The 21,690-nt window shown below is 75.0% G+C and carries 16 protein-coding genes; 12 read left to right on the top strand and 4 right to left on the bottom strand.

Going from position 1 to position 21,690, the window contains the following annotated elements; translation table 11 throughout:
* Nucleotides 1-48: 48 nt before the first annotated feature.
* Nucleotides 49-543, bottom strand: a complete 495-nt coding sequence (gene bldD / locus ACRYR8_RS02425; RefSeq protein WP_166609695.1) for a transcriptional regulator BldD — start codon at nucleotides 541-543, stop codon at nucleotides 49-51.
* Nucleotides 544-811: 268 nt separating this feature from the next.
* On the opposite strand from bldD, the gene pyrR reads away from it, so the two are divergent.
* Genes pyrR through pyrF form a run of 7 tightly spaced genes read left to right on the top strand, consistent with a single transcriptional unit; the run spans nucleotide 812 to nucleotide 9,589 of the window.
* On the top strand, nucleotides 812-1,372 hold the full coding sequence (gene pyrR / locus ACRYR8_RS02420) for a bifunctional pyr operon transcriptional regulator/uracil phosphoribosyltransferase PyrR (RefSeq protein ID WP_432482476.1): 561 nt from the start codon (nucleotides 812-814) through the stop codon (nucleotides 1,370-1,372).
* A complete protein-coding gene (locus ACRYR8_RS02415) occupies nucleotides 1,372-2,364 on the top strand; it encodes an aspartate carbamoyltransferase catalytic subunit (RefSeq protein ID WP_432482486.1) in 993 nt (330 codons plus the stop codon). Before pyrR ends, ACRYR8_RS02415 begins: the two co-directional genes overlap by 1 nt.
* The gene (locus ACRYR8_RS02410) at nucleotides 2,361-3,689 is read left to right on the top strand and encodes a dihydroorotase (protein ID WP_432482475.1); all 1,329 of its coding nucleotides are present in this window, start codon (nucleotides 2,361-2,363) and stop codon (nucleotides 3,687-3,689) included. The genes ACRYR8_RS02415 and ACRYR8_RS02410 overlap by 4 nt, the downstream gene beginning before the upstream one ends.
* Nucleotides 3,686-4,204 (top strand): PH-like domain-containing protein, encoded by a 519-nt coding sequence (locus ACRYR8_RS02405; RefSeq protein ID WP_432482474.1) that lies wholly within the window; start codon nucleotides 3,686-3,688, stop codon nucleotides 4,202-4,204. Before ACRYR8_RS02410 ends, ACRYR8_RS02405 begins: the two co-directional genes overlap by 4 nt.
* A complete protein-coding gene (gene carA, locus ACRYR8_RS02400; RefSeq protein WP_432482473.1) occupies nucleotides 4,201-5,418 on the top strand; it encodes a glutamine-hydrolyzing carbamoyl-phosphate synthase small subunit in 1,218 nt (405 codons plus the stop codon). The genes ACRYR8_RS02405 and carA overlap by 4 nt, the downstream gene beginning before the upstream one ends.
* Nucleotides 5,418-8,723: a carbamoyl-phosphate synthase large subunit gene (carB, locus tag ACRYR8_RS02395; protein WP_432482472.1), complete on the top strand. Its 3,306-nt coding sequence runs from the start codon at nucleotides 5,418-5,420 to the stop codon at nucleotides 8,721-8,723. Before carA ends, carB begins: the two co-directional genes overlap by 1 nt.
* A complete protein-coding gene (gene pyrF / locus ACRYR8_RS02390) occupies nucleotides 8,720-9,589 on the top strand; it encodes an orotidine-5'-phosphate decarboxylase (protein WP_432482471.1) in 870 nt (289 codons plus the stop codon). The genes carB and pyrF overlap by 4 nt, the downstream gene beginning before the upstream one ends.
* Nucleotides 9,590-9,774: 185 nt before the next feature.
* Here the strand turns inward: pyrF and ACRYR8_RS02385 are convergent, their stop codons facing one another.
* On the bottom strand, nucleotides 9,775-11,151 hold the full coding sequence (locus tag ACRYR8_RS02385) for an alanine/glycine:cation symporter family protein (protein WP_432482470.1): 1,377 nt from the start codon (nucleotides 11,149-11,151) through the stop codon (nucleotides 9,775-9,777).
* Nucleotides 11,152-11,575: 424 nt separating this feature from the next.
* On the opposite strand from ACRYR8_RS02385, the gene ACRYR8_RS02380 reads away from it, so the two are divergent.
* Both ACRYR8_RS02380 and ACRYR8_RS02375 read left to right on the top strand, forming a co-directional pair.
* On the top strand, nucleotides 11,576-13,450 hold the full coding sequence (locus ACRYR8_RS02380; protein WP_432482469.1) for a glycoside hydrolase family 3 protein: 1,875 nt from the start codon (nucleotides 11,576-11,578) through the stop codon (nucleotides 13,448-13,450).
* Nucleotides 13,447-14,037 (top strand): TetR/AcrR family transcriptional regulator, encoded by a 591-nt coding sequence (locus tag ACRYR8_RS02375; protein WP_432482468.1) that lies wholly within the window; start codon nucleotides 13,447-13,449, stop codon nucleotides 14,035-14,037. Before ACRYR8_RS02380 ends, ACRYR8_RS02375 begins: the two co-directional genes overlap by 4 nt.
* Before the next feature lie 23 nt (nucleotides 14,038-14,060).
* On the opposite strand, the gene ACRYR8_RS02370 is transcribed toward ACRYR8_RS02375, so the two are convergent.
* Both ACRYR8_RS02370 and ACRYR8_RS02365 read right to left on the bottom strand, forming a co-directional pair.
* Nucleotides 14,061-14,435 carry a DUF202 domain-containing protein gene (locus ACRYR8_RS02370; protein ID WP_432482467.1) on the bottom strand — a complete coding sequence of 125 codons (375 nt, stop codon included), beginning with the start codon at nucleotides 14,433-14,435 and terminating at the stop codon, nucleotides 14,061-14,063.
* Nucleotides 14,432-14,809 (bottom strand): YidH family protein, encoded by a 378-nt coding sequence (locus ACRYR8_RS02365; protein ID WP_432482466.1) that lies wholly within the window; start codon nucleotides 14,807-14,809, stop codon nucleotides 14,432-14,434. Before ACRYR8_RS02365 ends, ACRYR8_RS02370 begins: the two co-directional genes overlap by 4 nt.
* A gap of 258 nt (nucleotides 14,810-15,067) precedes the next feature.
* Here ACRYR8_RS02365 and ACRYR8_RS02360 point away from each other — a divergent pair, with 258 nt between their 5' ends.
* From ACRYR8_RS02360 to ACRYR8_RS02350, 3 genes are all read left to right on the top strand, one after another.
* Nucleotides 15,068-16,834: an ABC transporter transmembrane domain-containing protein gene (locus ACRYR8_RS02360; RefSeq protein ID WP_432482465.1), complete on the top strand. Its 1,767-nt coding sequence runs from the start codon at nucleotides 15,068-15,070 to the stop codon at nucleotides 16,832-16,834.
* Complete coding sequence (locus ACRYR8_RS02355; protein WP_432482464.1) at nucleotides 16,831-18,690, top strand: ABC transporter ATP-binding protein; 1,860 nt, start codon at nucleotides 16,831-16,833, stop codon at nucleotides 18,688-18,690. The genes ACRYR8_RS02360 and ACRYR8_RS02355 overlap by 4 nt, the downstream gene beginning before the upstream one ends.
* A 90-nt stretch (nucleotides 18,691-18,780) precedes the next feature.
* Nucleotides 18,781-21,387, top strand: coding sequence for an ExeM/NucH family extracellular endonuclease (locus ACRYR8_RS02350; RefSeq protein WP_432482463.1), 2,607 nt, complete (start codon nucleotides 18,781-18,783; stop codon nucleotides 21,385-21,387).
* The last annotated feature ends 303 nt before the right edge of the window (nucleotides 21,388-21,690 follow it).

The raw sequence follows: 21,690 nt of genomic DNA, 5'->3' as shown, positions 1-21,690 counted from the left end.
GGTCACCCCTGCAGGGGTGACCGGGCCGTCGTCGTGCGGGGAGCCCGCTCAGCCGTGCTCGACGGCGCGGCGGGCGTCCGGGTTGAGCACCCCCCAGGCGATGAACTCGTCGCACAGGGTGGTGGCCGGCACGTCGTAGATGACGGCCAGGGTGCGCAGGTCGTCGGCGCGGATGCTCAGCACCCGGCCGTTGTAGTCGCCGCGCTGGGACTGGATGGTCTTCGCGTAGCGGTCGAGGGGCCCGGCCTTCTCGGCCGGCACCTCCTGGAGCCTCTCGAGGTCCAGGACGAGCCGCGCCGGCGGCTCGGTGCTGCCCTGCGGGGCGCCTTCGGGGAGGAGGGCCGAGACGGGGACTCCGTAGAAGTCCGCGAGCTCGGCCAGTCGCTGGACGGTCACCGCACGGTCGCCGCGCTCGTAGGAGCCGACGACCACGGCCTTCCACCGTCCCTCGGACTTCTCTTCGACGCCGTGCAGGGACAGCCCCTGTTGGGTACGGATGGCGCGAAGGCGCGATCCGAGTGCGCGGGAGTAGTCCGATGCCATACGAGAATGCTCACGGAGCGTGAACACCTTCGTCAAGCTGACCCACCGTGTTCCGCGGCTCTTCGGGGGATTTCCACCCTCTCGGCACCAAACTAGTTACTCCATGTGAGCGTTTGATCTCACAACGACAGTGCGCTGCAGGTGTCGGGCACCCCGCTCCGGCCGCGCACGACCACCTGTAGGGTGACAGCGATCGCGGTCCGCAGCGTCGGGCCGCGCCAGGCGTCCTTTAAGGAACCGTCCCGTGAGGCGGGGAAGGAGGTCGGTGGTGACTGCTGCCCGGCGTGTCCTGCTCGAAGGAGCGGACGTCCAGCGGGTGCTGACGCGCATCGCCCACGAACTGCTCGAGGCCAACAAGGGCCCCGCGGACCTGGTGCTGCTGGGGATCCCGCGGCGCGGGGTGCCGCTGGCGCACCGGCTGGCCGCGCGCATCGCCGAGGTCGAGGGGACCCGCGTCCCCGTCGGCTCCCTGGACGTGACGATGTACCGCGACGACCTGCGCCGCCACCCCACCCGCGAGCTGCTGCCCACCGAGCTGCCCGACGGCGGTGTCGACGACCGCGTCGTCGTCCTCGTCGACGACGTCCTCTTCTCCGGCCGCACCATCCGCGCCGCCCTGGACGCCCTGAGCGACCTGGGCCGCCCGCGCGCGGTGCGCCTGGCCGTCCTCGTCGACCGCGGTCACCGCGAGCTGCCCATCCGCGCCGACCACGTCGGCAAGAACCTGCCCACCTCCTCCGCCGAGCGCGTCAGCGTCCTGCTCACCGAGACCGACGGGCGCGACGCCGTGGAGATCAGCACCCCCGCACCGCAGGGGGGCGCCGCGTGATGCGCCACCTGCTCTCCGCCGCCGACCTGGACCGCGACGCGGCCGTGCGCGTGCTCGACGTGGCCGAGCAGATGGCCGTCACCCAGCGCCGCGAGATCAAGAAGCTGCCCACGCTGCGCGGGCGCACCGTGGTCAACCTCTTCTTCGAGGACTCCACCCGCACCCGGACCTCCTTCGAGGCCGCCGCCAAGCGGCTGTCGGCGGACGTCATCAACTTCTCCGCCAAGGGCTCCAGCGTCTCCAAGGGCGAGAGCCTGAAGGACACCGCGCTGACCCTGGAGGCCATGGGGGCCGACGCCGTCGTCGTGCGCCACCCCGCCTCCGGCGCCCCGCACCGCCTGGCCCACGCCGGCTGGTCGCGCAGCGCCGTCGTCAACGCCGGCGACGGCACCCACGAACACCCCACCCAGGCGCTGCTGGACGCCTACACCGTCCGCCGGCACCTGCGCCCCGGCCCCGCCGGCCAGGGCGTCGGCGAGGACCTGCGCGGGGTGCGGGTCGTCGTCGTCGGCGACGTCCTGCACTCGCGGGTGGCCCGCTCCAACGTGCTGCTGCTGCACACCCTCGGCGCGCACGTGACCCTCGTCGCCCCGCCCACCCTGCTGCCGGTGGGCGTGGAGACCTGGCCGTGCGAGGTCTCCCACCACCTCGACGCCGCCCTGACCGGCGGTGCGCCCGACGCGGTGATGATGCTGCGCGTGCAGGCCGAGCGCATGACCACCACCGGTGGCGGTTTCTTCCCCTCCGCCCGCGAGTACAGCCGCCGCTACGGCCTGGACCGCCGGCGCGCGGCGCTGCTGCCCGAGCACGCCATCGTCATGCACCCCGGCCCCATGAACCGCGGCCTCGAGATCTCCGCCGACGCCGCCGACAGCGCCCGCTCCACCATCGTGGAGCAGGTCGGCAACGGCGTGGCGGTGCGCATGGCCGTGCTCTACCTGCTGCTGGCCGGCGAGACGCCGGACGGCCGGACCCCCGGAGGCGACTCGTGAGCACCACCCTGGTCACCGGCGCGCGCCTGCTCGGCGGCGAGAGCGCCGACCTGCTGCTGCGCGACGGCGAGATCGCCGAGGTCGGCGCGGGCCTGGCCGCCCCCGAGGGCGCCGACGTCCTCGACGCCACCGGCCTGGTCGCCCTGCCCGGCCTGGTGGACCTGCACACCCACCTGCGCGAACCCGGCCGCGAGGACGCCGAGACCGTCGCCTCCGGCACCCGCGCCGCCGCCGCCGGCGGCTACACCGCCGTGTTCGCCATGGCCAACACCTTCCCCGTCGCCGACACCGCCGGCGTCGTGGAGCAGGTGCAGCGCCTGGGCGAGGAGGCGGGCTGGGCGCAGGTGCGGCCCGTCGGCGCCGTCACCACCGGCCTGGCCGGTCAGCAGCTCGCCGAGCTCGGCGCCATGGCCGACTCCGCCGCCGCAGTGCGCGTCTTCTCCGACGACGGGCACTGCGTGTCCGACGCCGTCCTGATGCGGCGGGCCCTGGAGTACGTGCGGGCCTTCGACGGCGTCATCGCCCAGCACGCCCAGGAACCGCGCCTGACCGAGGGCGCGCAGATGAACGAGGGCGCCGTCTCCTCCGTCCTGGGCCTGCGCGGCTGGCCGAGCGTCGCCGAGGAGGCGATCATCGCCCGCGACGTGCTGCTGGCCGACCACGTCGGCTCCCGCCTGCACGTGTGCCACCTGTCGACCAGGGGGTCCGTGGAGATCGTCCGCTGGGCCAAGGCCCGCGGCGTGCAGGTCACCGCCGAGGTCACCCCCCACCACCTGCTCCTCACCGACGAGCTGGTGCGCGGCTACGACCCCGTCTACAAGGTCAACCCGCCGCTGCGCACGCAGGCCGACGTGGAGGCCGTGCGCGAGGGCCTGGCCGACGGCACCATCGACGTCGTCGCCACCGACCACGCCCCGCACCCGGTGGAGGCCAAGGACTGCGAGTGGGCTGCCGCCGCGATGGGCATGACCGGCCTGGAGACCGCCCTGTCGGTCGTGCAGCACACGATGGTCGACACCGGCCTGCTCACCTGGGCGGACCTGGCCGACCGCATGTCCGCCGCCCCGGCCCGCATCGGCCGCCTCGCCGGGCAGGGCCAGCCCCTGGCCGCCGGCAGCGCCGCCAACCTCGTGCTGGTCGACCCCGCGGCCCGCTGGACGGTCGAGCCCGAGACCATGGCCACCGCCGGGCGCAACTCGCCCTTCCGCGGCACCGAGCTGCCCGGCCGGGTGGTCGCCACGTTCCTGCGCGGGCGGGCCACCGTCCGCGACGGGCGCCTGGTCGACCGCGACGCCCGGCACGACACCGAGGGGAGCCGGCCGTGAAGTTCGTCGGCACGATCATCCTGGTCATCGCGCTGCTGCTGCTGTGGCGGATGATGTTCACCGGCTACCGGGGCCGCGCGCTGCGGCAGAAGACCCTGCCGCGCCCCGTGGGCTCGCGCGACTGGCAGGGCCTCCACGACGCCGTCGAGGGCGTCTACGTGTCCACCACCGACGCGGAGAACTCCCTGGACCGCATCGCCGCCCACGGCCTGGGCACCCGCAGCGCCGTCGCCGTCGGGTTCGTCGACGAGGGCGTGGGGTTCCTGCGCCAGGGCGCGCGCTCCTTCGTGGTGCCCGTGCAGGACATCGTCGGCGTCGGGCACGGGCCCGGCATGGTCGGCAAGTGGATGGGCCGCGGCGACGGCCTGGTCGTGCTGCGCTGGCGCCTGGGCGACCGCGTGGTGGACACAGGCGTCAAACCCCGCCACCCCGAGCAGGGGGCGCGGTTCGCCGAGCAGGTGGAGGACCTGGTGCGCAGGGCGCGCAAGCAGGACGACAGCGGAGGTGCGGAGTGAGCGAGGCGACCACCCGGGCGCAGGAGGCCCGTGTCCCGGCGGTCCTGGTGCTGGAGGACGGGCGCACGTTCCGCGGCAGGGCCTACGGGCACGTCGGCGAGACCGTCGGCGAGGCCGTCTTCTCGACCGGCATGACCGGCTACCAGGAAACCCTCACCGACCCCAGCTACCACCGCCAGGTCGTCGTCATGACGGCCCCGCACGTGGGCAACACGGGGTACAACGACGAGGACGAGGAGTCCGCGCGGATCTGGGTGGCCGGGTACGTCGTGCGCGACCCCGCCCGCGTCCCGTCGAACTGGCGCTCGCAGCGCTCGCTGGACGAGGCGCTGGACGCCCAGGGCGTCGTCGGCATCAGCGGCGTGGACACCCGCGCACTGACCCGGCACCTGCGCGAGCGCGGCGCCATGAAGGTCGGCGTCTTCTCCGGCGAGGCCGCCCGCCGGCCCGCCGAGGCGCTGCTGGCCGCCGTGCGCGGTGCGCCGGAGATGGTCGGCACCGACCTGGCCTCCCTGGTCAGCACCCCCGAGCCGTACACGGTGCCCGCCGCCGGCGAGCGGCGCTTCACCGTCGCCGCGCTCGACCTGGGCATCAAGTCGATGACCCCGCAGCGCCTCGCCGAACGCGGCGTGGAGGTCACCGTGCTGCCCTCCACGGCCACGCTGGAGCAGGTGCTCACCTCCGGCCCGGGCGGCACCGCCCCCGACGGGGTGTTCTTCTCCAACGGGCCCGGCGACCCCGCCGCCGCCAGCCACGAGATCGAGGTCCTGCAGGGCGTGCTGGAGCGGAAGGTGCCGTTCTTCGGCATCTGCTACGGCAACCAGCTGCTGGGGCGCGCCCTCGGGTTCGGCACCTACAAGCTCAAGTACGGCCACCGCGGCATCAACCAGCCCGTCATGGACCTGGCCACCCGCAAGGTCGAGGTCACCGCCCACAACCACGGCTTCGCGGTCGAGGGGAAGGCGGGGGAGGTGCGCCGCACCCCCTACGGGCGCGCCGAGGTCAGCCACGTGTGCCTCAACGACGACGTCGTGGAGGGCCTGCGCTGCCTGGACACCCCGGCCTTCAGCGTGCAGTACCACCCGGAGGCCGCGGCCGGCCCGCACGACGCCTCCTACCTGTTCGACCGGTTCGTCGCCCTCATGGAGGGCACGCCCGCCGCGGAACTCGTCGACGACACCGGCGCGATCGACACGACTGAGAAGGACGCCTGATGCCCCGCCGCACCGACATCTCCTCGGTCCTCGTCATCGGCTCCGGGCCGATCGTCATCGGCCAGGCCGCCGAGTTCGACTACTCCGGCACCCAGGCGTGCCGGGTGCTCAAGGCCGAGGGCCTGCGAGTCGTCCTGGTGAACTCCAACCCCGCGACGATCATGACGGACCCGGAGATGGCCGACGCCACCTACGTCGAGCCCATCACCCCCGCCGTCGTCGAGGCCATCATCGCCAAGGAGAAGCCCGACGCGCTGCTGGCCACCCTCGGCGGGCAGACCGCGCTGAACACCGCCATCGCCCTGTTCGAGTCCGGGGTGCTGGACGAGCACGGTGTCGAGCTCATCGGCGCCGACGTCGACGCCATCAAGCTCGGCGAGGACCGGCTGCTGTTCAAGGGCGTCGTGGAGCGCTGCGGCGCCGAGTCCGCGCGCAGCCACCTGTGCCACTCCATGGACGAGGTGCTCGCCGCCGCCGACGACCTGGGGTACCCCGTCGTGGTGCGCCCCAGCTTCACCATGGGCGGTCTCGGCTCCGGCTTCGCCTACGACGAGACCGACCTGCGCCGCATCGCCGGGCAGGGCCTGCACCACTCCCCGGTCACCGAGGTGCTGCTGGAGGAGTCGATCCTCGGGTGGAAGGAGTACGAGCTCGAGCTCATGCGGGACCGCGCCGACAACGTCGTGGTCGTCTGCTCCATCGAGAACTTCGACCCGATGGGCGTGCACACCGGCGACTCCATCACCGTGGCGCCGGCCATGACCCTCACGGACCGCGAGTACCAGCGGATGCGCGACATCGGCATCGCCGTCATCCGCGAGGTCGGCGTCGACACCGGCGGCTGCAACATCCAGTTCGCCGTCAACCCCGCCGACGGGCGCATCATCGTCATCGAGATGAACCCGCGCGTCTCGCGCTCCAGCGCGCTGGCGTCCAAGGCCACCGGGTTCCCGATCGCCAAGATCGCCGCGCGCCTGGCCGTCGGGTACACCCTCGACGAGATCCCCAACGACATCACCCGCTCCACGCCGGCCAGCTTCGAGCCGAGCCTGGACTACGTCGTCGTCAAGGTGCCCCGGTTCGCCTTCGAGAAGTTCCCGGCCGCCGACCCCACCCTCACCACGACGATGAAGAGCGTCGGCGAGGCCATGGCGATGGGCCGCAACTTCACCGAAGCCCTCCAGAAGGCGCTGCGCAGCACCGAGAAGCGCGGTGCTCCGTTCAGCTGGGCCGGCGACCCCGGCGACCTGCGCGACCTGCTGCGGCGCGTGCGCCAGCCCACCGACGAGCGCATCGGGCTGGTGATGCGGGCCGTCCGCGCCGGCGCCACCCCCGCCGAGCTGTTCGAGGCGACCAGGATCGACCCCTGGTTCCTGGACCAGATGTTCCTGCTCGACGAGATCGCCGTGGAGGTCCGCGAGGCCGACGAGCTCACCCCCGAGCTGCTGCGCCACGCCAAGCGGCACGGTTTCTCCGACGCGCAGATCGGCGAGCTGCGGCACATGGACGAGGCCGTGGTGCGCGGGGTGCGTCACGCCCTGGGCGTTCGGCCGGTCTACAAGACCGTCGACACCTGCGCCGCGGAGTTCGCGGCCTCCACCCCGTACCACTACTCCAGCTACGACGAGGAGGACGAGACCCGCCCCCGCGAGAAGCCGGCGATCGTCATCCTCGGCTCCGGCCCCAACCGCATCGGCCAGGGCGTGGAGTTCGACTACTCCTGCGTGCACGCCAGCTTCGCCCTGCGCGAGGCCGGGTTCGAGACCGTCATGGTCAACTGCAACCCCGAGACGGTCTCCACCGACTACGACACCTCCGACCGGCTGTACTTCGAGCCGCTGACGCTGGAGGACGTCCTGGAGGTCGTGCACGCCGAGATGCGCTGCGGCCCCGTCGCCGGCGTCATCGTGCAGCTGGGCGGGCAGACCCCGCTCGGGCTGGCCGCGAAGCTGGAGGAGGCCGGGGTCCCCATCATCGGCACCTCCCCGGCCGCCATCGACCTCGCCGAGGAGCGCGGCGCCTTCGGGCGGGTGCTGGAGCAGGCCGGTCTCGTCGCGCCCAAGCACGGCACGGCGTCCTCGTTCCACGAGGCGCGGGCCATCGCCGCCGGCATCGGCTACCCCGTGCTGGTGCGCCCCAGCTACGTCCTGGGCGGACGCGGCATGCAGATCGTCTACGACGAGGCCTCCCTCGAGGAGTACATGGCGACCGCCACCGAGGTCTCGCCCGAGCGCCCCGTGCTGGTGGACCGCTTCCTCGACGACGCCATCGAGATCGACGTCGACGCCCTCTTCGACGGCGAGGACACCTACATCGGCGGGATCATGGAGCACATCGAGGAGGCCGGCATCCACTCCGGCGACTCCGCGTGCGTCATCCCGCCGGCCACGCTGGGCAGGGCCGAGCTGGAGCGGGTGCGCCGCGCCACCGAGGCCATCGCCCGTGGCGTGGGGGTGCGGGGCCTGCTCAACGTCCAGTTCGCGCTGGCCGCCGACATCCTCTACGTGCTCGAGGCCAACCCGCGCGCCTCGCGCACCGTGCCGTTCGTGTCCAAGGCCACCGGCGTGCCGCTGGCCAAGGCCGCGGCCCGCCTCATGGCCGGCACCCCCATCCGCGAGCTGCGCGCCGAGGGCCTGCTGCCCGCACGCGGTGACGGCGGGATCCTGCCGCCCGAGGCGCCGGTGTCGGTGAAGGAGGCCGTGCTGCCCTTCGCGCGCTTCCGCACCGCGGAGGGGCACGTCGTGGACTCCCTGCTGGGTCCGGAGATGCGCTCCACCGGTGAGGTCATGGGCATCGACGCGGACTTCCCCACCGCCTTCGGCAAGGCGCAGGCCGCCGCCTACGGCGGGCTGCCCACCTCCGGGACGGCGTTCATCTCCGTGGCCGACCGCGACAAGCGCGCCATGATCTTCCCGGTCAAGCACCTGGCCGACCTGGGGTTCACCCTGCTGGCCACCGAGGGCACCGCCGGTGTGCTGCGCCGCAACGGCATCGCCTCCACCGTGGTGCGCAAGCACTCCGAGGGCACCGGTGAGGGCGGGGAGCTGACGATCGTCGGCCAGATCGCCGCCGGTCAGGTCGCCATGGTCGTCAACACCCCCTCGGGCGACCAGGCCCGCGCCGACGGCTACGAGATCCGCGCCGCGGCCACCGCCGTCGGCGCCCCGATCATCACCACCGTGCAGGAGCTGGCCGCCGCGGTGCAGGCCATCGAGGCCATTCGCGCCGGGCAGGGCACCTCCGTCGCCCCGCTGCAGGAGCACGCCGCGAACCTGGCCGCCGCCTGGGACGGGTTCCGCGCGTGAGCGCACCCCGGGTCGCGGCGGGGGAGCGGTTCGGCGCCCGCCTGGCCGCGGCGGTCGCCGAGCACGGGCCGCTGTGCGCGGGCATCGACCCCCACGCCCCGCTGCTGGCGGCGTGGGGCCTGGACGACGACGCCGCCGGGGTGGAGCGCTTCGGGCGCACCGTCGTGGCGGCGCTCGCCGGCCACGTCGCGGCCCTGAAGCCGCAGGCGGCGTTCTTCGAGCGGCACGGCTCACGGGGGGTCGCAGCGCTGGAGCGCGTGATCGCCGACGCCCGCGACGCAGGGGTCCTGACGGTCGTGGACGCCAAGCGCGGCGACATCGGCTCCACGATGGCCGCGTACGCCGACGCGTTCGCCGGGGACTCCCCGCTGGCCGGGGACGCGGTCACCGCCTCGCCGTACCTGGGGTTCGGGTCGCTGCAGCCGTTGCTGGACGTGGCCGGCGAGCACGGCCGTGGCGTGTTCGTGCTCGCCCTCACCTCCAACCCCGAGGGCCCGGGCGTGCAGCACGCCCGCGGCGCGGACGGGCGGCCGGTGGCCCGCGCCGTCGCCGAGGCCGCGGCCGCCGAGAACACCGGCGTGCCGCCGATGGGTGACGTCGGCCTCGTCGTCGGCGCCACCGTCGGCTCGGCCGTGCGCGAGCTGGGCATCGACCTGGCCGCCGTCAACGGGCCGCTGCTGGCGCCCGGGGTGGGGGCGCAGGGCGCCACCGCCGCGGACCTGCGCACCGTGTTCGGCGACGCGCGCCGGTATGTGCTCGCCGCCAGCTCCCGGGAGGTGCTGGCGGCCGGGCCGGACCCGGCGGCGCTGCGTGACGCGGCTCGCCGCTCCGCCGACGCGGTGCGCGACGCGCTCGCGGAGAGCTGACCGGGCCCGGTGCCGCTCCGCAGCGGCACCGGGCCCGAGCATACCCCTCTCATGCGAGAAACTTCTGGTTATCGAGGGCAACTTCCACCAAGCGGCAGGACTGCGGAGCGCAGCGAGCGCCTGGGCGATCGGGTCGTCGTCCGCCCGACCTCCTGGTCGATCGCGGCGACTCCGCAGCTGCCGCCTCAGCGGTCGAGGGCCGTCCCCGCCTGGACGTGCTCACCCGCCGACACGCTCTCCGGCAGGTCGCCGGGCAGGTCCGGGTTGCCGACGGCACGGAACACCGGGTCCTGGCCCGCGCGCACCTGACGCTCGTAGTCGCGGAGCGCTCCCAGGGCCCACTTGCCGAGCAGCACGATCGCCACGAGGTTCACGAGCGCCACCACGAGCACGCGGAACACGAGCAGGACCACCGGCCCGGCACGCAGGAAGGACATGTTCACCTCGGCGTAGGCGTAGTTGCCCAGCACGGAGGAGAAGGCGAAGACGAGCGTGGTCATCACCGGGGTCAAGCCGCTGCCGAGCTGGTCCGCGACGGCGCTCCGCGTGAGGGAGGCGCCCCCCACGTCGGCGCCCGGCGCGCACACCTGCGGGCTGGCCGACAGGATGATGAACGCCGTGGCGGAGCAGATGACGACGGTGTCGACGAAGACGCCGAAGGACTGCACGAGGCCCTGCTTGACCGGGTGGCTCGTGGTGGCCGTCGCCGCGGCGTTCGGGGCGCTGCCCATGCCGGCCTCGTTGGAGAACAGGCCCCGCTTGGCGCCGTTGAGCAGCGCGGCGGCGATCCCGCCGGTGATCCCGGCCGCGGCCTCGCCGACACCGAAGGCGGCGGAGAGGATCTGGCTCAGGACGCCGCCCAGCGCGGTGAGGTTCAGGGCGACGATCACCAGGGCGAGGAGGACGTAGGCCAGGGCCATGAGGGGGACCACGACCTCGGTGACGCGGGCGATGCGGCGCACGCCGCCGAAGACGACGAGGGCGGTCAGCGCCATCAGCACCAGCGCGGTCCAGCCGGCGGAGACGCCGTGCCCCTCGGACAGCACGGAGCTGATGGTGTTGGCCTGCACCATGTTGAAGGAGAACCCGAACGTGAAGATCAGCAGGACCGCGAAGAGCACCCCACCCGCGCGCGACCGCAGTCCCCGCTCGATGTGGGAGGCGGGCCCGCCGCGGAACGTCCCGTCCGCTGCGGGGACCTTGAAGACCTGGGCGAGGGTGGACTCGACGAGGGCGGTGACCATGCCGACGAGGGCCACCACCCACATCCAGAAGACGGCTCCGGGACCGCCCAGGGTGAGCGCGATGGCCACCCCGGCGATGTTGCCCGTGCCGACCCGCGAGGCGAGGCCGATGGCGAACGCCTGGAAGGAGGAGATGCCGCCCTCTGCGCCGCTGCGCGAGGAACCGACCAGGCGCAGCATGCGCCCGAAGAGCCGGACCTGGGCGAGGCGGGTCCGGACGCCGAAGTAGAGCCCCGTTCCGAGGAGCACGTGCACCAGCACGTACGTCCACAGGATGTTCGAGATCGGGTCGATCAGGTTCTCCTGGATCGCGTCCATCCGTGCCTCCGAGTGTCGGGATGGGTACCGTGCGATCGCAGCGGCCCGCACTGCTCCAGGCGCAGCGACCGGGCGGAGGGGCTCGGGCCGCACCGGTCCGTGAAGGATCCGGTCTGGACCGGGGGAACAGCATGTCGTCCGCCCGCCCGATCCGATGCCACCCGCGCGCGAGCGCCCCGAGGGCCTCCGGGGGTGGTGCCGGTGGGGACGGGGAGGGCCGTGGCCGCAGCAGTGCCGGCCACCCCGTGACGCTCCCCGCACCCGTCGGAGGCCGGCGCTCCGGCGGCGTCGCTCGGCGAAGGCGGCGCTCGCGGGCCCTGGGCTGCCGCTGGCTCCGGGAACCCGCTTGACCGAACACTGAACGATGTTCAGCTTTCGTTCCGCCGGGCCGCAGCCCGGGGCCCGACGACGTGCAGGAGCATCCGTGAGCGAAACCCGAGGAGTCACCAGGGCCCCGGCGCAGCGAGGGGACCGGATCACCGCGCCCGACGGGACCGTGTTCCGCGACCTGAACGGCAACGGGACGATGGAGCCCTACGAGGATCCCCGGCTGCCCGTCGAGGAGCGTGTCGAGGACCTGCTGCGCCGCCTGTCGGTGCCGGAGAAGGCCGGGTTGATGTTCCAGAGCATCATCGGCGTCCCGGCGAGCGGGAGCCTCGCCGACGAGGACCCGGCCACGGCGCGCGGCACGGCCGCCGACCTGGTCGGCAGCAGGCTGATGAACCACTTCAACGTCCACCTGCTGCCCGAGCCGCGCCTGACGGCGCGCTGGGTCAACGAGCTGCAGCACCTGGCGGTGGAGGCCACCCCGCACGGCATCCCGGTGACCCTGTCCACCGACCCGCGCCACGCCTGGGCCGAGAACCAGGGGGCGTCCTTCCGCGCCGACCACTTCTCCGCCTGGCCCGAGGCGCTGGGGCTGGCGGCGCTGCGCGACGAGGACGTCGTGCGCGAGTTCGCGCGCACTGCGCGCGAGGAGTACCTCGCCGTCGGGTTGCGGGCCGCCCTGCACCCCACGGTGGACCTCGCCACCGAACCCCGCTGGGCGCGTCAGTACGGCACCTTCGGGCAGGACCCCGACCTGGCGGGCCGGCTGGCGGTCGCCCACCTCGACGGTTTCGAGGGTGAGCGGCTCGGCCCCGGCAGCGTCGCCTGCACCGCCAAGCACTTCCCCGGCGGCGGGCCGCAGAAGGACGGGGAGGACGCGCACTTCCCCTACGGCCGTGAGCAGGTCTACCCCGGCGGCATGTTCGAGCGCCACCTCGAACCCTTCCGTCGCGTCCTCGAGCGCGGTGTCTCGGCGATCATGCCCTACTACGGGATGCCCGTCGGGCTCACCCTGCACGGCCGACCCGTCGAGGAGGTGGGGTTCGGCTTCAACCGGCAGGTCGTCACCGGGCTGCTGCGCGAGGAGCTCGGTTTCGACGGCGTGGTCTGCACCGACTGGGGGCTGGTCACCGAGTCCCGCGCGGGTGGGCGGACCCTGCCCGCGCGCGCCTGGGGCGTCGAGCACCTCGACGTCGCCGAGCGCGTGCTGAAGATCCTCGACGCCGGCTGCGACCAGCTCGGCGGGGAGCAGTGCCCCGAGGTCGTCGTCGCGCTCGTCGAGCGGGGGCTCGTCCCCGAGTCGCGTCTGGACGTCTCCGTGCGCCGCCTGCTGCGCGTGAAGTTCGAGCTCGGCCTGTTCGACGACCCCTTCGTCGACGAGGACGCCGCCGGCGCACGGGTGGGGACCCCAGGGGCCGTCGCGGCAGGACGCCGCGCCCAGGCCGAGTCGGTGACCGTGCTGCACCGCGAGCCCGGCGTCCTGCCGCTGGCACCGGGAACCCCCGTGCACGCCGAGGGCCTGGAGGCCGGCGCCCTGGAGGCGGCCGGGTTGCGGTCCGCCACCGCCGAGCAGGCGGAGGTCGCCGTGGTCCGCCTGCAGGCGCCGTGGGAACCCCGCGACACGTACATGCTCGAGGCGCAGTTCCACGCCGGCAGCCTGGAGTTCGACGACGGCACCGTCCGGCGCGTGGCTGACCTGGCCGCCGAACTCCCGGTCGTGGTCACCGTCAACCTGGACCGACCCGCGGTCCTGACCCCCCTCCTGCCGCACAGCGCGGCCCTCGTGGGCGTGTACGGAACCTCCGACGCGGCGCTCCTCGACGTGCTCACCGGCAGGGTCCGCGCGCGCGGGCGCCTGCCGTTCCAGCTGCCGCGCTCGGACGCCGCGGCTGCGGCGTCCCGTCCCGACGTGCCCGGTGACAGCCCCGAGGCGATCTTCGAGGCCGGTGACGGGCTCGTGGACGAGGGGTGAGCCCGACCCGGGGCCCCTACGCGCGGGGACGGCGCTCGCGGGACGCCGTGCTCGACGTCGCGCTCGCCGTCATCGCGCAGAAGGGTTACGGCGCAGCGTCACTGCGTGCGGTGGCTGACGGGGCCGGCATGACGCCGGCGGGGTTGCTGCACCACTTCGGAACGCGCGAGAACCTGTTCACCGAGGTGCTGCGGGCGCGCGACGAGGCCGACCGGGCCGCCTTCCCCGACGACCCTGCCGCGCGGTACCCGCGACTGGTCCGGCTGGCCCGGCACAACCTGACCGTGCCGGGTCTCGTCCGGCTGCACGTCGCACTGGCGGCCGCGGCGGCCGATCCCGCGCACCCCGCTCACGAGTTCTTCCGCGAACGCGCGACCCGCGTGCACGCCGCGGTCGCCGCCGACGTCCGGAACAGGCAGCGGGCCGGCTCCTTCGCCGCCGACGTCGACGCGACGCACTTCGGGCGGGTGCTCACCGCGTCGTCGGACGGGCTGCAGGCGCAGTGGACGGTCGATCCGTCGATCGACCCGCCGGGGGTGCTGGAGCAGTTGTGGGACCGGTTCGCGCTCGCAGGCACACCCGATTGAGCGGTCCCCGAACCTGGCCCCCGTCAGGAGACGACGCCCGCGCCGTGCAGGACGACGAGGACCAGGCCGCCCAGTCCCAGCAGGGTGCAGGCGGCGGCGGTGGCGGCGATGAGGTGGCCGGCGGCGGCGGGGTGGTCCAGGTCCCCGGCGGCCAGGAGCCGGGCGGTCGCGCGCCGGACGCGCCGGGAGGCCAGCACGTGCACCCCCACCCCGGTGCCGGCCGCGGCCAGGCCCAGCACCACGGCCCCGACACCCAGGTGGGGCAGCAGGAGCCGTGCGGCGCCCAGGCCGGCCACGACCAGCGACAGGGCGGTACGCCGCCAGGCCAGGGCCGTGCGCTCCGGCTGCAGACCGGCGTCGAAGACGGCGGAACCCCCGCCGGTGCCCGGATCGCTCACCGCAGCAGCAGGCCGAGCAGCACCAGCACCCCGGCCAGGCCCGTGCCGGCGGTCAGCGGTGCGGCGAGCGCGGGGGAGGCCAGCGGCTCGCCGCGGCGCATCGCGCGCTCGTCGCGCGCCCAGCCGCGCCAGGCCTGGACCGGCGCGGCCATCCCGAGCACGACGAGCACGATCGAGGCGGCCAGGCGCAGTTGCGGTTGCAGCGGCAGGGCCAGGCCCTCCAGCGCCACACCGGCGGCCAGCAGTGCCAGCGAGGTGCGGATCCAGGCCAGGAAGGTGCGCTCGTTGGCCAGGCTGAACCGCGGATCGGGTTCGGTGCCGTGACGGTAGACCGAGGCCGGGAAGCGGGTGCGTCCCTGCGACCGTCCGCTCACGCCGCATCCCCGATGCGTCCTTCGCCACGTCGGACGACCCGAACCCGTCGGCTGTTGACGCGCCCACCGGGTGCGTCCGTCATGCGTCCTCCTCCACCGGTGCAGGTGGCGATGCTACGTCGCGCCCCGCCCCCGACGAGGTCCTCGCCGCCTCCGCGCACGAGCGGTGGCACCGACGCGAAGCCGTCGCGGTGGACGCCCACGTCGACGCCGTCGCCGCGGCCCCGGGTCCGCCCAACCGGGCTAGGGTCACCCGACGTGACCCCCTCGCGCCGGCTGCTGGCCGACGTCCTGCGCCGCCGCCGGCGCCCGGCCCTCGTCGGGTGCGCCTCCTCCACGGTGCACCAGACCTGCGAGGCGCTGGTGCCGGTCGCCATCGGCCTGGTCGTCGACCGTGCCGTGGCCACCGGCGACACCTCCGCGATCGCGTGGTCGGTGGCCGGGGTGCTGGCGCTGTTCGCGGTGCTCACCTGCGCCGGCGCGTTCGCGTTCTGGACGATCGACGGGGCCCAGCTGCGCGAGGCCCACCACCTGCGGGTGGCGGTGCTGGACGCGGTGCTGCACCGCCCCCCGTCCGCGCCGTCGCTGCGCGACGGCGACGTGCTCAGCGTCGCCACCTCCGACACCCGCCAGAGCGCCCAGGTCGTCGCCCTGCTCGGTCACCTGGTCTCCGGCAGCGTCGGCATGGCCGTGTCCGCCGTGGTGCTGCTGCGCGTGGACGTGCTCCTGGGCCTCGGGCTGCTGGTGGCCGTGCCGCTGCTCGTGCTGGGGCTGGGGCGTCTGGCGCCTCGGCTGGAGCGGCGCGTGCGGACCCGGCAGGAGGCCGCCGGCCTGGCGGCCGCCACGGCCGCGGACCTGCTCGCCGGGCTGCGTCCCCTGCGCGGTGTCGGCGGCGTGCCGGAGGCGGTGCGCCGCTACCGCACCACCAGCCGCACCTCCCGCGACGCCGCCGTGGGGGCCGCGGGCGCCACCGCCGCCGTCGTGGGCGCCAGCACCCTGGCCACCGGCCTGCTCCTGCTGGGCACGGCCGCCGCAGCCACCGCCCTCGCCGTGCGGGGCCGCATCGACGTCGGGGAACTGGTCACCGTGGTCGGCGCCGCCGCGTTCCTCGCCGACCCGGTGCGCACCATCACCGCCTGCGTGCAGGGGCTCGCCGTGGCGCGCGCCAGCGCCGGCCGGGTCTCCGCGCTGCTGGCGGCCACCCCCGGCAGGGGCGCCGCGCCCGTGCAGGCCCACCGGCCGGCGCGCGCGGAGGTCCCCGCCGCACGCGCCGGCGGGCACGCCGCGGGCGCTGCGCTGAGCGTGGAGCACCTGCGCGCCGGGGCGCTGCGGGACGTCACCCTCACCGCCGGCGAGGGCGAGATGCTCGGCGTCGTCACCACCGACGTCGCCGTGGCCGACGACCTGGTCGCGGTGCTGGCCGGGCGGCGCGCTCCCGAGGCCGGTGCGGTGCGCGTGCGCGGCCTGGACCCGGTGGCGGCCGACCCCGCCGCCGTGCGCGGGCAGCTGCTCGTCGAACCGCACACGGTCCACCTGCTGGGCTCGGGCCTGCGCGAGGCCCTGGACACGGGTGCCGCCGCCGGGCACGCGGGTCTGCAGGCGGCACTGGCCGCGGCCGGGGCCGACGAGGTCGTGCGCGAGCGCCCCGGCGGCCTGGACGGGCCCCTGCTCGAGCGCGGCGCGGACCTGTCCGGCGGGCAGCGCCAGCGCCTCGCGCTGGCGCGGGCGCTGGCCGCCGACCGTCCCGTGCTGGTCCTGCGCGACCCGACCACCGCGCTGGACGCGGTCACCGAGGACGCCGTGGCCGCCGGGCTGCGCCGCCTGCGCCACGGCGACGACGGCCACGGCGACGACGGCAGCTGTGGCGGTGGGACCCGCGCCCGCACCACCGTGGTGCTCACCACGTCGCCGATGCTGCTGGCCCGCTGCGACCGCGTCGTGCTGCTGGGCGCCGACGGGTGCCGCACCGGCACCCACGCCGAGCTGCTGGGCGAGCCCGCGTACGCCGCGGCGGTGCTGCGGTGAGCGCCACCTCCCGCAGCACCGCCGCGTCGCAGCCCGGCAGCGCGGCGCTGCCCGTGGCCGGCGCCCGGCGCACCGCCGCGGTGCTGGTGTCCACCGCGGCCGCCCACCGGCGCACCCTGCTGGCTGCCCTGACCACCACCACCGCCGCCAGCGCGGGCCTGGTCCTGGTGCCGCTGCTGCTGGGCCGCGTCGTGGACGTCGTCGTCGCCGTCCTGGCCGGCGCGGGCACCGGGGCGGACGCGGGTGCGACGGCCGGTGAGGAGCGCCGGCTGTGGTGGTTGTTCGCGCTGCTGGCCGCTGCCGCCGTCCTGACCGCCGTGTTCGCCGCCGCGTCGCGCGCCCGGAGCGAACGGCTGGGCGTGGAGATCGCCGCCGACCTGCGCGAGCGCGTCGTGGACCGCTCCCTGCGGATGGACGCCGAGCGCCTGGAGCGCGCCGGCGGCGCCGACGTGGCCTCCCGGGTCACCGAGGACGTGGAGCTGTTCACCGCCTCCAGCGAGCTGGCCGCGACGGTGCTGACCTCCCTGGTGACCGTCGTGCTGGCGGCGGCCGGTTTCGCCGCCCTCGACTGGCGCCTCGCGCTGGCGTTCTGCACCGTCTTCCCGATCTACGCGCTGGCCCTGCGCAGCTACCTGCCGCGCGCGGCGCCGCTGTACGCGCGGGAGCGGGCGGTGGCCGCCGAGCGCTCGCGGGTGGTGCTGGAGTCCCTGCACGGGGTCCGGACCGTGCAGGCCTACGGCACGCAGGAGCAGCAGACCGGACGCGTCGAGCGGGCCTCGGCACGCGGCGTCGGTGCGGCGCTGGACGCGCTGCGCACCTTCGCGCGGCTGTCGGTGTCCATGAACGCGGCCGAGGCGGTGGGGTTGTCCGCGCTGCTGCTCACGGGGTTCCACCTGGTGCGCGCCGACGCCGTCAGCGTCGGCGACGTCACGGCCGCCGCCCTGCTGTTCCACCGCCTGTTCGGCCCGCTGGGGGTGCTGCTGCTCAGCTTCGACGACGTCCAGCGCGCCGGCGCGGCCCTGGCCCGGCTCGTGGGCGTGGCCGACACCGAACCCCCCGCCGCCCGGCCCCGGCGCCGGGTGCGCCACCCCGCCGCGCTGAGCGCGCGCGGCCTGCGCCACGCCTACGCCGGCGGCGCCCCCGTCCTGCACGGGGTGGACCTGGACGTGCCGGCCGGCGGGACGCTGGCGGTGGTGGGGGAGTCCGGTGCCGGCAAGTCCACGCTGGCCGCTCTGCTCGGCGGCGTGTCCACCCCCACCGGCGGGCGCGTCCTGCTCGGTGGCGTGGACCTCGGCGAGCTGGACCCGCAGCAGCTGCGCGAGCACGTGGCCGTGGTCACCCAGGAGGCGCACGTCTTCACCGGGACGTTGCGCGAGGACCTGACCCTGGCCGCCCCCGGCGCCGGTGACGACCAGCTGCGTGCGGCCCTGACCGCCGTCGGCGCACGAGCGTGGGTGGACGCCCTGCCGCACGGGCTGGACACCCGCGTCGGCACCGGGCAGCACCCGCTGACCGCCGCGCAGGAGCAGCAGCTGGCGCTGGCGCGCGTCGTGCTGCGCGACCCGGCGCTGGTGGTCCTGGACGAGGCCACCGCCGAGGCCGGCAGCGCCGGCGCGCGGGACCTGGAGGACGCCGCCCGCGCCGTGCTGGTCGGGCGCACCGCCGTGGTCGTGGCCCACCGGCTGACGCAGGCCCGCACCTGCGACCGGATCGCGGTGCTGGAGCGCGGGCGGCTGGCCGAGCTGGGCAGCCACGACGAGCTGGTCGCCGCCGGCGGGCGGTACGCGCGGCTGTGGAGGACCTGGAGCGCCAGCAGCCCCGCGCCGCGGACGGGCGGGAACCCGCGCGTCACCTGACGTTCACCTGCGGCGGTGCCGGTGCGGTCCGTCCCGTCGCCGGGAGCGGCTACGTTCTGCGCGTCCGTGTGCCCGTCCGGAAGGACCCCCATGCCCCACCGCTCCCGCGCGGCCCGCCTGACCGGCGGCTGCACCGCCCTCGGCGTCGCCGGCGCCGCGCTCACCGCCCTGGGCCTGCCCGCCACCGCGGCGTCCGCGGCCGCGCCGACCGCCCCGTTCGTCTCCGAGGTCCACTACGACAACGCCGGCACCGACACCGGTGAGTTCGTCGAGGTCCAGCTGCCCGCCGGGACCACCTCCGCGGGGCTGTCGGTCGTGCTCTACAACGGCGGCAACGGCGCGGTGTACGACACCGACGCGCTGCCCGCCGTGACGGCCCCCGCCGACGCACCCGCCGTGGCCGTCGTGGAGTACCCCGCCAACGGCGTGCAGAACGGCGCGCCGGACGGCATCGCCCTCGTGCGCGGCGACGAGGTGCTGGAGTTCCTCTCGTACGAAGGCGCCTTCACCGCCGACGGTGGTCCCGCCGTCGGGCGGACCAGCACCGACATCGGCGTCAGCGAGAGCGGCAGCACCCCCGCCGGGCAGTCCCTGTCGCGCAGCTACGACGCCGCCACCGGCTCGCTGGTCTGGGCCGGCCCCGCCACCGCCACCCCCGGCGCGCTGAACACGGACGCCCCCGCGGAACCCGAGCCGCCCGCACCGACCGAGCCGGTCGAGGTCGGTGCCGTGCAGGGCGCCGGCGCGACGACGCCGCTCGACGGGCAGCAGGTCACCGTCACCGGCGTCGTCGTCGGCGACACCCCCGGGCTGTCCGGGTTCTACCTGCAGGACCCCGACGGCGACGGGGACGCGGCGACCTCCGACGGCATCTTCGTCTTCAGCACCGCCGCGGTCGACCTCGGCGACACGGTCACCGTCACCGGCCGGGCCGAGGAGTACTACGAGCAGACGCAGATCTCCGCCCCCTCGGGCGTCACGGTCGTCACCGAGGGCACCGCGGCGGACCTGCCCGCCCCCGCCGCGCTGGACCTGCCCGCCGGCACCGACGCCCGCGAGCGCCTGGAAGGGATGCTCGTCGCCCCCGCGGACCGCCTCACCGTCAGCGAGGTCTACGACCTGACGAGCTACGGCGAGCTGACCCTGTCCGAGGGCGGGGTGCTGGTGCAGCCCACCGAGCTGGCCCGCCCCGGTGACGCCGCCGAGGCGATCGCGACGGAGAACGCGCGGCGCAGCGTCGTCCTCGACGACGCCGTCAGCTCCCGCGCGTCCGTCACCACCCGCCCGTACCTCGGCGCGGACACCCCCGTGCGCGTCGGCGACGCCGTGCAGTTCACCGAGCCCCTGGTGCTCGGGTACGGCTTCGACGCGTGGCGGCTGCAGCCGGCCGACGGCACCGCCGAAGGCGTCTTCGCCCCGCAGAACACCCGCCCCGCCGCCCCCGAGGCCGTCGGCGGCGACGTGCAGGTCGGCGCGTTCAACGTCCTGAACTACTTCCTCACCTTCGACCAGTCCGTCGGTCGCGGCGCCGAGAACCAGGCGGAGCTCGAGGAGCAGGCCGGCAAGATCGTCCCGGCGATCCTGGCGCTGGACGCGGACGTCGTCACCCTCATGGAGATCGAGGACACCGACTCCAGCGGTCTCACCCCCGGCGACGCCGACACGGCGCTCGCGGACCTCGTGCAGCGGCTGAACGCGGTCGCCGGGTACGAGCAGTGGGCGTACGTGCCGATGCCGCAGGAGCTGTACTCCGTGGACCGCGACGTCATCCGCAACGCGATCATCTACAAGGAGGACGTCGTGCAGCCCGTCGGCGCCTCCGTGGGCCTGGTCGACGAGACCGTGTGGTCCAACGCCCGCGAGCCGATCGCGCAGACGTTCGTCAAGGACGGCGACGCGTTCACCGTCGTGGCGAACCACTTCAAGTCCAAGGGCGGCACCGGTTCCGGGGACAACGCCGACACCGGCCAGGGCTCCTTCAACGGCGACCGCGTCCGGCAGGCCGAGTCCCTGGCCGGGTTCCTCGAGCGGCTGCGCCGGGACACCGGTGACGCGGACGTCGTCGCGATGGGCGACTTCAACGCCTACACGCAGGAGGACCCGATCGAGGTCCTGCGCGAGGCGGGCCTGACCGACCTGGGCAGCGAGTTCGACGAGGGTCGCTACAGCTACGTCTACGACGCGCTGTCCGGTTCCCTGGACCACGCCCTGGCCAGCTCCGAGCTCACCGCCAAGGTCACCGACGCCACCCACTGGAACATCAACTCGGTGGAGTCGTTCGCGTACCAGTACTCCGGCGACCCGGCGCTGTACGCGCCGAACCCCTACCGCTCCAGCGACCACGACCCGATCGTCCTCGGCATCGACCTCGACGAGCGCTGCCAGGGCCTGGTGCCCACGATCCGCGGCACCGACGGCGACGACGTGCTCGCCGGCACCAACCAGCGCGACGTGATCATGGGTCTCGGCGGGGACGACGTCATCACCGGCGGCAACGGCGAGGACGTGGTCTGCGGCGGCGCCGGGGACGACCGCCTCGCCGGCGGCAACGGCGACGACACCCTCCTCGGCGGGTTCGGCGACGACCGCCTCGCCGGCGCCAACGGCGCCGACGTCCTCGTCGGCGGTCCCGGCGCCGACGTCCTGGACCAGGGCCGCGGTTCGGGGCGCGAGGACCAGGGCGGCGCCGAGTCCTGACGTCAGGGCGCCGCGACCCCCACGAGGTCGCCCGCACGCGGTCCGGGGGTGGCCCGGCCGGGACGGTGGGGACCGGCCGGGCCACCCGCACCGCCGGGGCGTGCACCGTCGTGACGGGCAGCAGGTGCTCCCGCAGCCCTCCGCCGTCCACGCAGGCCGTTCGCACCTCCTGCCGCACGCCGTGCCCGGTGCTCCCCGCCCCCCTCGGCGCGGGGAGCACCGCCACGTGCACGTCCGAGCCGGTGCGGGCCGCGTCCAGGGGCCCAGCCGCAGCGCGGCCGCAGCGTCGGGGGAGCCGTCGCA

The sequence above is a fragment of the Kineococcus esterisolvens genome, assembly GCF_050871405.1.
GTDB lineage: Bacteria > Actinomycetota > Actinomycetes > Actinomycetales > Kineococcaceae > Kineococcus.
The sequence above is the reverse complement of the archived record's forward strand: the minus strand, read 5'-3'. Positions and strand labels throughout refer to the sequence as shown.

Excerpts from the sequence above, each read along its gene's own strand:
- bldD (WP_166609695.1), bottom strand. The coding sequence starts at position 543 with ATGGCATCGGACTACTCCCGCGCACTCGGATCGCGCCTTCGCGCCATC.
- ACRYR8_RS02415 (WP_432482486.1), top strand. The coding sequence starts at position 1,372 with ATGCGCCACCTGCTCTCCGCCGCCGACCTGGACCGCGACGCGGCCGTG.
- carB (WP_432482472.1), top strand. The coding sequence starts at position 5,418 with ATGCCCCGCCGCACCGACATCTCCTCGGTCCTCGTCATCGGCTCCGGG.
- ACRYR8_RS02385 (WP_432482470.1), bottom strand. The coding sequence starts at position 11,151 with ATGGACGCGATCCAGGAGAACCTGATCGACCCGATCTCGAACATCCTG.
- ACRYR8_RS02350 (WP_432482463.1), top strand. The coding sequence starts at position 18,781 with ATGCCCCACCGCTCCCGCGCGGCCCGCCTGACCGGCGGCTGCACCGCC.